This window comes from Streptomyces sp. cg36, from assembly GCF_041080675.1.
In the GTDB taxonomy this organism is placed as follows: domain Bacteria; phylum Actinomycetota; class Actinomycetes; order Streptomycetales; family Streptomycetaceae; genus Streptomyces.
Genome location: NZ_CP163520.1, coordinates 7,700,359 through 7,714,858 on the forward strand (window position 1 = coordinate 7,700,359; position 14,500 = coordinate 7,714,858).

At 72.5% G+C, this 14,500-nt stretch carries 12 protein-coding genes; 9 read left to right on the forward strand and 3 right to left on the reverse strand.

Features of this window, described 5'->3' with window-relative positions; genetic code table 11:
* Nucleotides 1-51: 51 nt before the first annotated feature.
* Entirely contained in the window at nt 52-1,941 is a 1,890-nt protein-coding gene (locus AB5J87_RS33945; RefSeq protein WP_369382529.1) for a BTAD domain-containing putative transcriptional regulator, read from the reverse strand.
* 336 nt (nt 1,942-2,277) lie between these two features.
* Between AB5J87_RS33945 and AB5J87_RS33950 the strand changes: the two genes are divergently transcribed.
* The 5 genes from AB5J87_RS33950 to AB5J87_RS33970 all read left to right on the forward strand — a co-directional run bounded on the left by AB5J87_RS33950 (nt 2,278) and on the right by AB5J87_RS33970 (nt 8,298).
* Complete coding sequence (locus AB5J87_RS33950) at nt 2,278-3,426, forward strand: winged helix DNA-binding domain-containing protein (RefSeq protein ID WP_369382530.1); 1,149 nt, start codon at nt 2,278-2,280, stop codon at nt 3,424-3,426.
* A 173-nt stretch (nt 3,427-3,599) separates the two neighbouring features.
* The gene (locus AB5J87_RS33955) at nt 3,600-5,090 is read left to right on the forward strand and encodes a hypothetical protein (RefSeq protein ID WP_369382531.1); all 1,491 of its coding nucleotides are present in this window, start codon (nt 3,600-3,602) and stop codon (nt 5,088-5,090) included.
* Between the two features lie 85 nt (nt 5,091-5,175).
* Nucleotides 5,176-5,790: a hypothetical protein gene (locus AB5J87_RS33960; RefSeq protein WP_369382532.1), complete on the forward strand. Its 615-nt coding sequence runs from the start codon at nt 5,176-5,178 to the stop codon at nt 5,788-5,790.
* Nucleotides 5,791-6,072: 282 nt separating this feature from the next.
* On the forward strand, nt 6,073-6,954 hold the full coding sequence (locus tag AB5J87_RS33965; protein WP_369382533.1) for a poly-gamma-glutamate hydrolase family protein: 882 nt from the start codon (nt 6,073-6,075) through the stop codon (nt 6,952-6,954).
* Nucleotides 6,955-7,047: 93 nt separating this feature from the next.
* A complete protein-coding gene (locus AB5J87_RS33970; protein WP_369382534.1) occupies nt 7,048-8,298 on the forward strand; it encodes an alpha/beta hydrolase in 1,251 nt (416 codons plus the stop codon).
* Between the two features lie 108 nt (nt 8,299-8,406).
* On the opposite strand, the gene AB5J87_RS33975 is transcribed toward AB5J87_RS33970, so the two are convergent.
* Nucleotides 8,407-9,399 carry an LpqB family beta-propeller domain-containing protein gene (locus AB5J87_RS33975; protein ID WP_369382536.1) on the reverse strand — a complete coding sequence of 331 codons (993 nt, stop codon included), beginning with the start codon at nt 9,397-9,399 and terminating at the stop codon, nt 8,407-8,409.
* A gap of 308 nt (nt 9,400-9,707) precedes the next feature.
* Between AB5J87_RS33975 and AB5J87_RS33980 the strand changes: the two genes are divergently transcribed.
* Nucleotides 9,708-10,805, forward strand: a complete 1,098-nt coding sequence (locus tag AB5J87_RS33980; protein WP_369382537.1) for a hypothetical protein — start codon at nt 9,708-9,710, stop codon at nt 10,803-10,805.
* A 51-nt stretch (nt 10,806-10,856) separates the two neighbouring features.
* Here the strand turns inward: AB5J87_RS33980 and AB5J87_RS33985 are convergent, their stop codons facing one another.
* On the reverse strand, nt 10,857-11,297 hold the full coding sequence (locus AB5J87_RS33985) for a nuclear transport factor 2 family protein (protein WP_369382538.1): 441 nt from the start codon (nt 11,295-11,297) through the stop codon (nt 10,857-10,859).
* A gap of 322 nt (nt 11,298-11,619) precedes the next feature.
* Between AB5J87_RS33985 and AB5J87_RS33990 the strand changes: the two genes are divergently transcribed.
* The 3 genes from AB5J87_RS33990 (at nt 11,620) to AB5J87_RS34000 (ending at nt 14,498) form a co-directional block, all read left to right on the forward strand.
* On the forward strand, nt 11,620-13,197 hold the full coding sequence (locus tag AB5J87_RS33990; protein WP_369382540.1) for an AbfB domain-containing protein: 1,578 nt from the start codon (nt 11,620-11,622) through the stop codon (nt 13,195-13,197).
* A gap of 58 nt (nt 13,198-13,255) precedes the next feature.
* Nucleotides 13,256-13,816: an RICIN domain-containing protein gene (locus AB5J87_RS33995; protein ID WP_369382541.1), complete on the forward strand. Its 561-nt coding sequence runs from the start codon at nt 13,256-13,258 to the stop codon at nt 13,814-13,816.
* 70 nt (nt 13,817-13,886) lie between these two features.
* Nucleotides 13,887-14,498, forward strand: a complete 612-nt coding sequence (locus tag AB5J87_RS34000; protein ID WP_369382543.1) for an RICIN domain-containing protein — start codon at nt 13,887-13,889, stop codon at nt 14,496-14,498.
* The last annotated feature ends 2 nt before the right edge of the window (nt 14,499-14,500 follow it).

Consider the following 14,500-nt stretch of genomic DNA (forward strand, 5'->3'; position numbering starts at 1 on the left):
CGGGGACGAGACGTTCGTGTGGCGCGGCAGTGCAAGGCGCGTCGGGACCGTTCAGAGGCCGTTGTGAGGGTGTAGATGTGGTCGGCCGTTCGCTCCGGCGGGCCGGGGACGCGACCGATGGGCGCCGGGCGCCGGGCCCGTGGCGGGGGCGGGGGCGGCCAAGCGGGACGCGGGCACAGGCTCCGGCGTCGGCCGGTCGTGACCCGGCCGGAACGTCGCTTCCCCGGAAAGGGCGTCCGTATTGCCGTGCTCGGGCCGGAAAACAGCCTCCCCGGAAGAGGTGCCCGCATGGCCGTGCTCGGGCCGGAACTCCGCCGCCCCAGACGCGCCGCCCGCCCTGCCGCAGTCGGGCCCGTACCGCGCCTCGGCCGCTCGTTCGACGAGGTCGGTGACCGTCCAGGTGGGGTGCTGGGCGAGCCGGGCCCCGGCGACGCGCAGGGCGCCGGGCAGATGGTCGCACAGGGCGACGAGTTCGGCGGCGGCCTCCGGCTCGGTGACGATCCGTCTTCGCCCCGCGAGCCGGGACAGCAGCGCCAGCGCCTCCTCGGTGGAGAAGACCTCCAGCTCGTACGCGTACGCCGACGCCGGCGCGGGCCTCTCGCGGCTGGTCACCAGGGCCGCGCAGCCGGGTGCGCGGGGCAGCAGCGGTGCGATCTGCCGCTCGTGTGCGGCGTCGTCGAGGAGGACCAGGACTCGGCGTCCGGCCAGTGCGGAGCGGTAACGCGCGATCCGTTCGTCGAGACCGTCCGGTACGGGGGTGACGCCGAGGGCGCGCAGGAAGCGGGCCAGGACCTCGGCCGGCGACACGGGTTCGGCCGCCGTGCCGCCCAGGTCGGCGTGGAGCTGGCCGTCCGGGTAGCGGTCGCGGACGCGATGTCCCGCGTACAGGGCGAGCGCGGTCTTGCCCACGCCGCCGGGACCCGATAAGGCCGCGACCACCGCGTGCGGGGAGCCGGGGTCGAGCACGGCCGTCAGTCGCTCGACTTCGGCAGCCCGCGCCGTGAAGTCGGCTGCGGGCGCGGGGAGTTGGGCGGGTGTGGGGTGCTGGTAGCGCGCGGCGTCGGCCGTCGGTACGTGCGGCTCCTCGTCACCGGGGCTCGCGCTGCACGCCGTGGGCCGACCGCTCACGGCCGGGCTGGAGGTGGGGCGGAGGGTCAGGGACGGGTCGGCCCGCAGGACGCGTTCGTACAGGTCGTTGAGTTGAGCACCCGGTTCCACGCCCAGTTCGGCGGCGAGTGCCGAGCGGCAGTCGGTGTAGGCGGTGAGCGCCTCGGCCTGCCGCCCGCCACGGTACAGGGCGAGCATCTGCAGGGCCCGCAGCCCTTCGCGCAGCGGGTGTTCGGCGATCAGCGGCGTCAGCTCGGGGACGATCTCGGCGTGGGCGCCGAGCTCCAGTGCCAGGCGGATGCGGGTCTCCACGGCGGCCAGCCGCCGCTCGGTGAGCGCGCCGCGCAGGCTCTCCGCGTACGGTCCCGGTACGCCCGCGAGCGGTTCGCCGCGCCACGACGAGAGCGCCGCGCACAGGAGCCGCCGGGCGCCCTCCAGGTCGCCCGCGAGCTCCGCCCGCCCGGCGTCGTGGACGGCCTGGTCGAAGCGGTCCGTGTCGCAGGCGCCGCGCGCGGTGAGCAGCCGGTAGCCGTCGGCCGCCGATACCAGGACCCGCGCGGGCGCGCGGGGCGGCCGTCCGGGTTCCAGTTTGCGGCGCAGCTCGAAGATCTGGCTCTGCAGGATGGAACGCGCCCGCCCCGGAGGGCGGTGGCCCCAGACGCCGTTCACCAGGTCGTGGACAGTCACCACCCGGCCGCGCCGAGCGACCAGCATGACCAGGACCGCCCGTTGCTGCGGTGTGAGCAGAATCGTTTCCTCGACCCCGTTGGGCACCTTGGCGTTGACCACCTTGACCGGCCCGAGCAGGGCATAACGAAGCCCGTCTCCGTGCATGACCCCCGTGCTTTCCCCGTGTGTTGTCCGGCTGTCCGGCGCCGCGCGGCTGTCGGGGCGCCCCGGTCGGGCGTCCACCATAGAAAGCCGGGCGTCGCGGGGCAGCGGGGTTGGGCGCGCCCGGCGTGGCGCGGACACCGCGAGCGCGCGGGCCGAGGCGGTCGGGCGGGCCGAGAGGGCCGGTCGGGTCCGGTCGGCTCCGGAGGGGGCCGGCCCCCGAGTGCCGTGTGCGGGGCGAATGGCACGGGTTCCCACGCGCCGGGTCAAGGGGGGGATCGGCCGCACGGGGACGGACAAGGGAGGACCGGCCGCACCGGGACAGGGGAGAATCGGCGCATGGTGATCTCCGCGCGCGCCCTGAACCGTGCCACCCTCGCCCGGCAGTTGCTGCTCGGCCGCGAGCAGGTCGACACCGTGGAGGCGCTGCGCCGCCTGGTGGCGCTCCAGGCGCAGCAGGCCGCGTCCCCGTACATCGCGCTGTGGAACAGGATCCACGGCTTCGACCCGGCCGAGCTGGACGCGGCGCTGGGCGACCGGCGGATCGTGAAGGCGACCCTGATGCGGGTCACCCTGCACGCGGTCCACGCCGAGGACTACCGCGGCTTCCGCGAGGCGATGGAACCCACGCTGCGCTCGTCCCGGCTCGGCGACGCGCGGTTCCGCTCCTCGGGGCTGACCGGGGAGGACGCGGACGCCCTGCTTCCGGACCTGCTGAAGCACACCGGGCGGCCCCGTGGCAGCGCCGAGTTGGGGGAGTGGCTCGAAGCGCGCCTCGGCCGCCCCCTGGAGAACGGGGCCCAGCGGATGCTCCGGCAGTACGCGCCGCTGTGGCACGCGCCCACGGGCGGGCCCTGGACGTTCACCAACCGGCTCTCGTACGTCGCCGCCGCCCCGCGACCCGCGCTGGGCGACCCACGGGCGGCGGAGGCCGGGCTGCGGGACCTGATCCTGCGGTATCTGGCGGGTTTCGGACCGGCGTCCATGGCCGACATGGCGCAGTTCGCGATGGTCCACCGCCCCCGGGTCCGAGCGGCCGTCGCGGCGCTCGCGGACGGCCTGGAGCAACTGGAGGGCCCCGACGGCACGGTGCTGTACGACGTTCCCGGCGCGCCCAGGCCCGTGGAGGACACGCCCGCCCCGCCCCGGCTGATGGCGATGTGGGACAGCGTCCTGCTGGCGTACGCCGACCGCGGCCGGGTGCTCCCGCCCGAGTACCGCAAACGGGTGATCCGGGTCAACGGCGATGTGCTGCCCACCCTGCTCGTCGACGGCCATGTCGCCGGTGTCTGGCGCGTCGCCGACGACGGCATCGAGGCCGGCGCCTTCCACCGCCTGCCGGAGGGGACCTGGGAGGAACTGGCGGCCGAGGCCCGTGCCTTGGCGGCGTTCCTGGCCGCCCGTGACCTCCGGGCCTACGCCCGCTACGACCACTGGTGGGCCAAGGGCGTGTCCGCCGCCGAGACCCGGCTGCTGCCCGGCGGCTGACCCGGCCCGGACCACTGCCCCTTGGCGCACCCCGCTTCCGGCAGGGGAAGACGTGCCTGCGGCATCGCCGCGCGGGCCGCTGTTTATCGTCCGCCGATCTCCCATGGATTCGGCGCGGTGACGCTCTCCACGCATCGCACATCGCGGTCAACCACGCATGGATGGAGAGTCTGTTGCGCAGACACGTTCTTACGCTGACCTTCGCGGCCGCGAGCCTCGCCGCCGCCCTGCCCACCGCCGCGGCGCACGCCGCCGGTACGGGGGCGCCCGCACCGCGCGCCTCGGACGGCGGCGTGTACGCCACCGCCGACACGAGCGACGCCCAGCAGCGGGCCTTCTGGGACCAGCACGACAGCAACGGCACCTTCCGCCCGTTCAAGGGCGAGATGCGCGACTGGAAGCCGGACGCCACGCCCCCGAAGGCCGACGCGCCCGGCGCCGGGAAGCCCGTGAAGGCGCCCGCGACCGCGCCCGTGCGGAAGGCGAAGAGCGGCATCACCGCGGGGTCTCCGGGAGAGACCCGCCTGCGGGCCACCACCGGCCGCGTCCGCATAGCCTGGCCCAACGAGGAGAAGCCCGGCTGGTGGAACATCAGTTTGTGCACGGGCAATGTGATCAGCAGCGACAGCAAGGACATGGTCGCCACCGCCCGCCACTGCATCCCCCACGACGGACAGGGCCGGATCAACCCGCAGGCGGAGTACGAGTTCACCCCCGGCTACTACACGGACGACAAGGGCGAGCATGCCCCGGTCGGCAAGTGGACCTACCGCGGCCTCGGGGTCGTGGGGAGCTTCACCGTCAACGCCCCGCAGACGGACGACACCGCCTTCCTGGCGCTCAACACCCAGAACGGCACCCACGTCCAGGACGCCGTCGGCGCCTCCGGCTACCAGTTCAACATCGGGTCCCTGCCGTCGCAGGTCGTGTTCGCGGGCATCCCGGCCGACAGCAACCAGTTCCACACCTGTGTGAAGCAGCCCTACTGGGGTTCGGACAACCCGCCGCAGATCATGGGCAGGGGCGGGCCCTGCACCGGCGGCAGCGACCTCCCGGGAGGCGCCAGCGGTGGTCCCCTCCTCAACGGGGACACCTTCGACAGCGGTCCCGTCCAGATCGGCAACTACTCCGGCAGCGCGGGCGACGACCCCGCCGCCGCGGCCTGGCGCGACCCCGCCTACGCCGTCTTCAACAGCATGCAGGGCGTCAACGGCCAGCCCGCCCACAACAAGATCACGACCCTGACCAACGCGAACAACGACCTCGCGGACCTCTACCAGTACAACACCGGCGACGGCACCGCCGTCTACAGCTACCACGCCACCGGAACCGAGAACCAGCAGTGGCACCTGTGGGACCAAGGCGGCGGCTACTTCCTCATCGAGAACCGCTACACCGAGCGCAACGGCCTCACCGGCGCCAACGCCCGTGTCCTGGACTACAACTTCTCCAACGGCACCGCCTGGTCGCACCAGGTGAACGGCGGCGGGTCCGACAACCAGCTCTGGCGGTTCCGCGCCACCCCCAACCGCCCCGGCTGGTACAGCGTCCGCAGCAAGCGGGGCGACCTGTGCCTGGGCGCCCCCTCGGGCGAGGGCCAGTTGACCGTCTCCTCCTGCACCACGGCGGACGGCCTCGACTCCATGCAGTGGAAGCTCCAGTAAGAGCGACCGCAGGGCAGCCGGGCGCCGACCGGACAGGGCCGGCGCCCGGGCTTTGGCGCGTCCGCGGGCGGGGTATCGCAGCCACATGCGGACTGCGGGAGTGGACACATGGACCGGGCTGCTGCGGGAGTCGCTGCTGCGAAGTGCCGTACGCCGGGTGCTCGCGGGCGCGACAGCGCGGCCCCGTTGGATTCCGCGCCGGGTGCTGAGCGTGTCGGCGGACGTCGACGCCGCCGAGGGGGTGGGGGCGCTGCGCTTCGTGTGGCGCCCGAGGTCGCGGCGGGGGCGCGAGCACTTCGAGCTGATGCGGCGGTACGGGCGGCGGTGGCGGTCTGTCGGGGGTGGTGGCGGCCCCGTGGGCGATCCCGTGGACGTCGAAGTGCTGGACGTGCGCAGTGGCTGCGGTGTGCGCACCTTTCCCCACGACCACACCCCGCCGCTCCCCAACTCCCTTACGCTGTGGATCGGTTGCCTCGAAGTCCACGTGGGCCCCGACGTGGACCACGTACTCGTCGGCACCCGCCGCATCCCGGTGCCCGAGGGGCGCGCACTCGTAGCCGTCTGGACCTCGTCCCACCCCGGCCGCCCGCTCCGCCCCCTCGTCGTGGCCGTGGGCCGCGACGGCACCGAACTCTCCCGCATGGGCCCCCTCGACGGCCTGGACACCCACACCCGGGCGCGGCTGGCGCGGGAGCTGTAGCGACGGTGACGCCACGGACCACCCCGTCGCGCCCGTCGGACGGGCCTTCGGCGTCTGGCGGCGGCCTGGACACGGGCGGACGGTGGCCGGGGGCCCGGCGGCCCCGCACGACGTGGTGATAGGTTCACGCCACGTCGGGGGGACGCGAGTACATGAGTGAGCGGCGCAGCTCACCCGTGCGCGGTGGGGTGCGGAGCGATCCGTGAGCCGTGGTTCCTCCACGCCCATGTACCGGAGACCGAGCGGCTGCGCCCGCCGGGCCACGCACCATCAAGGATTCCCATGTCGAAGCCCTCCGCCAGCCGCCGGACCGTGCTGGCCGGCCTCGTGGCCGCTGCTGCCGGCGCCCCGTTGCTGGACACCCTCACCGCCGCCCCGGCGCACGCCGCCGACCTCTACGCCTCGAACACGGCGCTCTACGCGAACGCCGTGGAGGGGGTCGACTTCGGGCGCCGCTTCAAGCGCCACGAGCTGCTCGACTCGTCGATGACCACGAACGCCCGCCCCCGTCTGAGCTCGATCCTGGCGATCCACGGCGGCAACATCGAGCGGGGCACCTCCGAACTCTGCCTCGGTATCGCGGGCTACCACCCCGCCACCCTCGCCCCGGTCGACAAGAGCGCGCCCCTGTACGACTACTGGATGCTTGAGGGCCTGCTGTCCAAGGACAACGTGCAGCTGCACGTCACCGCCGAGAACAATGACGACCCGGTGGCCCGCTCCATCGCGGCCGCCAGTGCCAACGTCATCAGCGTCCACGGCTGCACCACCGATTCGGCCAAGCTCCCCGCGGGCACCAAGGCCGTGATCGTGGGCGGCGCGGGCCGACGGCTGCGCGAGGCACTGGCCGTTCGTCTGGACAGGGCGGGCTTCACCATCGCCGACACGAGCCCGGACAAGATCAACGGCGACGCGCCCGGAAACATCTGCAACCGGACGCTGACCGACGAGGGCGGCGCCCAGTTGGAGCTGACCAGCGAACTCCGTGAGAGCCTCTTCGACGACTTCGGCAACGCCCCGGACGTCAACAGCCCCACGCTGCGCTCCCAGAACACCAACACGCGTTACTGGGCGTTCGTCAACGCCTGCCGGGCCGCCCTGGCCGAGGTCGAGAAGGCCCAGCTCGACGGCCCCAGCATCTGGCACGTCCCCACCCCGGCCTGAACCGCGGTCCCCCCGGGGGTGTCTCCAGGTACACCCCCGCTCGGGGGGACCGCCGGATGGGGCGCCGAGCCGTGGAGTCCTACCGTCTGGGACATGAAGTCATCGCGCGCTCTCGCCGCAGCCGCCCTCACCCTCGCCGCCCTCGGCGGGCTCGCTCCCGTCCCGGCCTTCGCCGGGCCGGCCCACGCCCAGGACCCCGCGTCCTGGCGCGGCGAGCTCGTCGGGGACCCGGTGCCCCTGGACACCCTCACCGCCGACCAGGTCAGGAGCGTGCTCAGTGGCGACGGCCGTGCCGACGGGCACATCGACCCCGCCACCGTTCGCTACGGCGTCACGACCTACCGGCTCACCTACCGCACCCTCACCCCGCAGGGCACCCCCACCGCCGCCACCGGCCTGCTGGTCCTCCCGGAGACCGGCGGCCACCGCCGCCTCGACCTCGTCTCCGACACCCACGGCACCATGGTCAAACGCAGCTACGCACCCTCCGCCGGGGAGGAGTTCGGCCGGCTCTCACCGCTCGTGCAGGGCTCCGCCGGGCGGGCCGTGGCCGCACCCGACTATCTGGGGCTGGGGGAGGGCCCGGGGCTCCACCCGTACATGGACACCGCCTCCGGTGTGTCCGCCTCGCTCGACATGCTGCGGGCGGCCCGCACCGCCGCGTACGCCCTCGGGCGGCCGGTGGGCCACGACGTCTACGCGACCGGGTTCTCGCAGGGCGGCCAGGTCGCCATGGCGTTGGCGAAGCAGCTGGACCAGGGGGTGGACAAGCGGTTCCGGCTGAAGGCCGTCGCGCCCGTGTCCGGGCCGTACGACATCGAACACACCGAGATGCCAGCCCTGTTCGACGGGCGCGTCAACGATGTCAGCGGGGTGTTCTACCTCTCGTACTGGCTCGTTGCCCAGAACCGGCTCCACCCCCTCTACAAGTCCCCCGAGAACGCCTTCCGGGAGCCCTACGCCTCACGCGTCGAGTCCCTCTTCGACGGGGAGCACGAGGAGGACGCCGTGGTGGCATCCCTCGCCCCGTCGGTGCGGGAACTGCTCACCCCCGCCTTCTACGAGCGGCTGCGCCACCCCGACGGCGGCCTCCTCGCCGCGATGAAGGCCGCCGACGGCACCTGCGACTGGAAGCCCGCCGTGCCCGTACGGCTCTACACGGCCACCGGCGACACGGACGTACCCATCGCCAACACCCATGCCTGCGCCCGGCAGTTCGCCGCGCACGGCGTCCGGGCGCGGGTCGTCGACCAGGGGGCGGTCGGCCACAACGGGGCCTTCATGAAGTCTGCCCCGGAGACCGTGCGGTTCTTCGACTCGGTCGCGCGCCACGGTCGCGGCTGAGCGGGCTGGGCGACCGGACGGACAGTCTGGCGGGCGTCGCGGTGTGGCGCCCGGATCCGGTGCCCAGCCTGCCGGATCCGGGCGCGGTGGCGGCCGTGTCGGCGCGCCTCACGGGCGCCAGTCGGCCTCCAGGTCGTGGGAGGCGGTCGTGGTGAGCTGGGTCAGCGCCGTGCCGTCGGCCCGTACCAGGTAGAGGTGTTCGGGGTCGGTGTCGTCGCCGCCACCCCTGGTGAAGACCAGTCGGCCGCCGTCCGGGGACCAGGACGGGTACTTGTCGTTGTAGCGGCCGTTGGTGACGCGGCGGAGTCCGGTGCCGTCGGGGCGGACGAAGTAGAGGTGGGCGAAGCCGGTGGAGTCCACCCGGCTGAACGCGATCCGGTTGCCGTGCGACCAGTCGGGCGTCCAGTCGTGGGCGCCGGACCCGGTGACCGCCGCCTGGGCCAGGGTGGACAGCCGGATCCGCATCACCCTGCTGTGCCCGGCCGCGTCCGCGCGGTTGAACGCCAGGGACGCGCCGTCCGGGGACCACGTCGGGTGGAGGTCGTCGGCGGCGGTGTGGGTGAGCCGGGTGGTGTGGGTTCCGTCGAGGTCGGCGACGTAGATCTCGCGCCGGGCGCCGACCGGTTTGGCGTAGGCGACGCGCTTGCCGTCGGGGGACCAGGCGGGGTCGGAGGCGCCCGCGGTGCCGGGCACGGCCTTCAGGCCGCCGCCGGTCGACGTCATCGTCCAGATGCCGTCGATGGCACCACCGGATCCGTACCGTACGAACGCGATCCGCTTGCCGTCCGGGGACCAACTGGGCGACACGTCGCTGACGGCGGCGGTGTGGGTGAGTTTGACGGTGCCCGTGCCGCCCGGCGAGATCGCGTACAGGTCCTCGACGGGTGCTGCCGTGGTGTAGCGGGCGAAGACGATCGCGTGGTCCGCCGTGGCTCCCGCGCCCGTGGCCGCGCCGAGCGTCAGTGGTGCGGTGAGGACGACCGCCATGGCGGCGCGGGCCGCCAGGCGCCGTCGGGCCGTGCCGTCCCTGCGGGAGTTGCCGGCTCTTCGAGCCGTTCCAGCGGTTTCGCCGTCGCCGGTGCGCGGTTGCTGACCTCTCAAGGTGCCACCCCGAATCCCTCCGTGCGGCCCGCTTCGGGCCGCTTCGGGCCGTAAAGATCCCACCGATGGGGTGCGGGGGGAAGCAGCGGTACCTGGCCGAAAGCAGTCTGTGACATGTTCCGTACACGTCTGTCACGGCCGCTGTACGGGCATGCGTGGGCGCTCCCGTACGGGCCGACGCCACTGGTGACGGGGCTCCCTATACTTGACGCTTACATCGATTCCCCATCCACCACCGCTGGTCGCGTGCGTCTCTGGCATGGGGGGCGTCTCTGGGGAGGGACGCACGGCTGTGAGGGGCGAGGATCGTGAGCAAGTGCGGGGCGTCGGTACCGGACGACGAGTGGGAGCGTTTCCTGCGGGAATCCGAGGCGGGTACCGCGGGGGCACCGGAGGAGCCGTCGGCGCGGGCGCGCATGGTGGCGCAGCGGCTGAGCCGGGAGAAGCGGCGGCCGGAGGTGTGGCGGGCCGGTCCGCCGGTCCGGCCCCGACGGCGGGCGGGTTGGCACGTGCTCGGTGTACTGGCCGGGCTCGCTTTGCTGGTGGTGGCGCTGGCCCCGGGCCGGGTGGTCGGCTGGTTCGGCGGCGGAGACGGTGACAGTACGCCGCTGGCAGCGGAGTCCGACCGCCCGAGCGGAGCGCCCGCTATGGACGCGGCGGAGCAACTGCCCACCCTGGACGCGCCGTTCAGGGGGTCTCCCGCGGCCCGGTGGGCCGACGGCGCGGCGGGTGTCCATGTGCCCGGGGCCCGGGCGACCGGCTGGATGAGCGGCGAACAGGTCGCGCGGACCCTTCGGCGGACCCAGGACTTCCTCTCCGCCGCCAACCTCGACGCCGGGGTGCTGCGGGGCGAGCGTCCCGCCAAGGCGATCGCGCTGATCAATCCGCATCAGACCGACGTCCAGGACCACTTGACGACCTCGTTCCGCACACCCAGCCGGGCCAACGACCCCCTGACCCTGTTCAGCCGTTTCGACACCGAGAAGGTGCGGCTGGTCGGGACCGTGGTCAAGACGCGGGGGCGCCTCACCTACCGGGAAGGCAGCCGGGGCGCCGTGGAGGTCACCGCCGACGTCACCTATGTGTATCCCGTCGTACGCGCGAACGGCGGCAGCGACGAGGTCGCGCGCACCATCGTGCGCCGGGAGATCGTGATGAGCTGGGACGACCCGGCGAAGGTGATCACCGAAGAGGGGACGTTCTCCCTCGTCTCCTACAAGGTGGACACGACCAACGGCGGCTGCGGTGAGTCGACCGGATACTTCGTCCCGAAGTTCCTGGCCGACCGTTCGACCTCGGAGGTCAGGAGCGACCGTGAGGTCGACCCGTACGACCGGAGCCAGTCGTTGGACGCGCGGATACAGGGCGCCGAGAGCGGGAAGTGCGGCAAGGCCACTCGGTCGTGAGTGCCTGTCGGCGCCCAGGATAGGGCCGAACCGTGCGCCGGGCCGCCCCGTTCACTCGTGGAACTGCGGCGTCTCCCGCGGCACTTCGCCCAGGACCGTGCGCAGCCCGCGGGCCGTGTCCACGTACTCCCGCACCCGGTGGATCAGGTCGTCCCGGAGCTCGAAGAGTAAGCAGTAGTCATTGCTGTAGGGGTTGCCGTTGGTGAGGGTGGCCGTCATGGTCGCCTCCACCACCGCCCACTCGCCGTTGACGTGGATGCTGCGGAACTCGACGGAGAGGTCGCGCGAGAACAGGCGGGGGAAGTCCTCCGCGAAGAAGCGCGTGATGGTGTCCCGGCCCACCATGTGATGCGTTCTCCCGAGCGCCACGGCAGTGGCGTTTCCCGCCGGTGAGAGCCATTCGGCGTCTTCCGTGAAGACGGCACTGATGCGGTCGGAGTCCGAGCCGGCCAGCGCCGCGAAGACGTTCTCGATGATGTTGGTGCTGTTCATGGCCCCACTGTCGCGGCCGGTGCGCACCCGTGTCTTGGACAAATGTCGCGGCGCGGATCTGCGTGCCGGTCGCGTTCCGGGGTGGGTGTCGCGCCGTGCCCGTGCCGGGAGTTGAGGCGGGCCTACCTATACCATGCAGGTAAACAGCAGACCAACCACATCCCATGAAATTGCAAAAGCAAATCAAATTTTGGGTGTGCTGGACGAGATCATATCCCGCTAGTCCGGTTTGACTCTTATCGGGTGACTCTTCAAGACTTCGCCTTCATCTCCCCTTTATTTACAGGGGCATTACGGGACGAAGAGGGTTAGCCAAACCAGCATGGACAAGCAAGACATCACCCCGGCGCGCATGCGCAGGGCCATCACGCGTGGCGTTGTCACTACTACGGCCCTGGCCGCTGTGGCGGGTGTGGCCGCACCGGGTGTCGCCCACGCCCGGCCCGCGCAGGCCGTCGCCGCGGCTGCCGCGATCGGCACGGACGAGAAGCAGCGGGTGGAAGCGGCGGCGGTCGTCGGCCTGGACGCCACCTGGGACGTGCTGCAGCGCAACGACGTGGACTTCATCCAGGAGCTGTGGCGCAAGGCCCGCGAGGGTGGCGAGAGGTACGAAGCCGTGCGCCTGGCGGCCGAGGAGGCCATGCTCGCCGCGGACGCGGAGGTGCACGTACGGTTCATCACCACCGGCATCCACGAGGCGTACGCGGTCGACAAGAAGCGTGAGCAGGAGCGTGAGGCGGCGGCCCGCGCGGACCGGCTCGCCAAGGCGCAGGCGCTGATCGTGGTGGGCATCCCCAGCAGCCCCGAGCTGCTGGCGCTGAGCGACGACAACTTCGTGCGCGCGGTGATGAAGCACGCGGCCTCGGGCGCGCAGGTGAAGGCGGCCGCGGCGGCGGCGCTGGCGGGGGATGCGGCGGCGTGGCGCGAGTTCATCACCAATGGTGCCCGTGAGGCGCATCAGCGTGATGTGGCGGCCGAGCTGAAGGAGCTGGAGGAGAAGAACCGTGAGGAGGCGCGGCGCCTGCAGGAGCTGGCCGCGCGCAAGAGCACGGCGGCGCTGTTCAACCTGACCCCGTCCGAGGCGATGCTGGCGCTCAGCGATGACAACTTCATCCGTGAGCTGCTGCGCCAGAGCGTGGCGGCCAACGGTCCCCAGCTGTATGCGGCGGCTCAGAAGGCGGCGCTGAGCCAGAGCGCGGCCGACTGGAGCGCGTTCATCCACACGGGTGCGGAGCAGGCGTACAAGGCGGACGCGGAGGCGCGGCGCCAGGAGATCGCCACGGCGAACCGGCTGCGGCTGAAGCAGATCACGGCGGCCATGGCGAAGACCGGGGTCAACCCGTGGTTCGTCGCCCAGGCCAACAAGGCGCTGGCCGGGACCGACGAGCAGGTGGTGGACTTCCTCAAGGAGGACAGCCAGTACCGGGCGATGCGCCAGTCGCTGCAGCCCGCGTCCGGCAGGGCGGCGGGCTTCTTCGTCCGCCAGTCCAAGGTGGACGCCAACGAGGCGTTCGTCGCCCCCGTCGGCGCCAAGGGCAAGGTGGCCGACCGTCAGGACGCGACCTGGGTCGTGGTGCCCTCGCTCGCCAAGAAGGCCGAGTGCTACTCCTTCGAGTCCGCCCGTGACCGGGGCTCCTTCCTGACGCTGAAGGGCCAGCGGGTCGTCGCCGCCGCCCACGACGGCAGCGCGGCCTCCGCCAACGCCGCCACCTGGTGCGTGCGTCCGGGCCTGTCCGGGGTGGGCAAGTCCTTCGAGTCGGCGGGCCAGCCCGGCCGCTGGCTGCGGCACTTCGCCGGTGACATCCACGCCGCCGACAAGGACGGCAAGAACCGCTTCGACGGCGGCAAGGACTTCGCCCAGGACGCCACCTGGAAGCTCGCCGGCCCGCTCGCCCCCTGATCCGGCCCGACCGGCCGCCTCCTCCTCACCGACCTGAACAGACAGAACGGAACACCCGATGTCCCGGATCACCCGAGTCGCGCTGGCCGCCACCGCCGGCCTGGCCGCCCTGGCGGGCACCGTCACCGCCGTCCAAGCCGACGACACCACCACCGCCAAGGCCGCCGCCCCCGAGGTGGCGGTCGTGCAGCTGCAGGCCGCCCACAGCGGCCAGTGCCTGACCATCGAGAAGGCCAGCCTGCGCAACGGCGCCGGCGCCGTGCAGAGCACCTGCGCCGACGGCGCCGACAACCAGCTCTTCGAGATGGCCCCCACCGGCGACGGCACCCTGGAGGTGCGCCCCGCCCACAGCGGCAAGTGCCTCGAAGTGGAGAACAGCGCCACCAACGGCGGCTCCACCATCCAGCAGTGGTGGTGCAGCGGCGGCGGCAACATGCGCTGGCGCCCCTTCCTCGTCGACGTCGCCAAGGACCTCTACGAGCTGCGCCCCGCACACACCACCGCGCCCCGCTGCCTCGACATCAAGAACGGCGCCACCACCGACGGCGCCAACGCCCAGCTGTACTACTGCAACGGCAGCGCGGCCCAGCAGTGGCAGATCAAGCCGGCCAAGGTCTGACCACCCACCACCCCGCCCGCTCCGACACGGGCCCGACCACCCCCACCCGCGAGAGGAAACCGCACACCCCATGTCCCGGATCATCCGAGCCACGCTGGCCCTCACCGCCAGCGCCGCCGCCCTGGCCGGCACCACCACCACCGCCCACGCCGGCGCCGCCGAGGACGCGGCAATCGCCGCGAGGGAAGCCGCCAACACGGCGCGTGCCGCTGCCGCCGAGGCCGCCGCGCGGGCGAAGCTGCCCGCCACCACCGTCCAGCTCCAGGTCTCCTCCAGCGGCAAGTGCCTGGAGATCAACAACGGCGCCGTCAACGACGGCCTCCCGGCCCAGCAGTGGACCTGCAACGCGGCCACCGTCGCGCAGCAGTGGCGCATGATCCCCACCGGGGGCGCCTCCTACGAGCTGCGGACCGTGACCGGCAACAAGTGCCTGGAGGTCGAGAACAGCGGCACCCAGGCCGGTGCGGCCGTCCAGCAGTGGACGTGCGGCAGCGGCGCGCAGATGCGCTGGCGTGCCGTGCTCGTCGACCCGGCGAGGAAGCTCTTCCAGCTGCGCCCCGGCCACACCGACGACCGCTGCCTGGACATCGTCAGCTCCAAGACGGAGAACGGCGTCAAGGCCCAGTCCTGGCACTGCAACCAGACCGACGCCCAGCTGTGGCAGATCAAGCCGGTCAAGTGAGG

Coding starts and splice junctions, on each gene's coding strand:
- AB5J87_RS33945 (WP_369382529.1), bottom strand. CDS start 1,941: ATGCACGGAGACGGGCTTCGTTATGCCCTGCTCGGGCCGGTCAAGGTG.
- AB5J87_RS33950 (WP_369382530.1), top strand. CDS start 2,278: ATGGTGATCTCCGCGCGCGCCCTGAACCGTGCCACCCTCGCCCGGCAG.
- AB5J87_RS33960 (WP_369382532.1), top strand. CDS start 5,176: ATGCGGACTGCGGGAGTGGACACATGGACCGGGCTGCTGCGGGAGTCG.
- AB5J87_RS33965 (WP_369382533.1), top strand. CDS start 6,073: ATGTCGAAGCCCTCCGCCAGCCGCCGGACCGTGCTGGCCGGCCTCGTG.
- AB5J87_RS33970 (WP_369382534.1), top strand. CDS start 7,048: ATGAAGTCATCGCGCGCTCTCGCCGCAGCCGCCCTCACCCTCGCCGCC.
- AB5J87_RS33985 (WP_369382538.1), bottom strand. CDS start 11,297: ATGAACAGCACCAACATCATCGAGAACGTCTTCGCGGCGCTGGCCGGC.
- AB5J87_RS33990 (WP_369382540.1), top strand. CDS start 11,620: ATGGACAAGCAAGACATCACCCCGGCGCGCATGCGCAGGGCCATCACG.
- AB5J87_RS33995 (WP_369382541.1), top strand. CDS start 13,256: ATGTCCCGGATCACCCGAGTCGCGCTGGCCGCCACCGCCGGCCTGGCC.
- AB5J87_RS34000 (WP_369382543.1), top strand. CDS start 13,887: ATGTCCCGGATCATCCGAGCCACGCTGGCCCTCACCGCCAGCGCCGCC.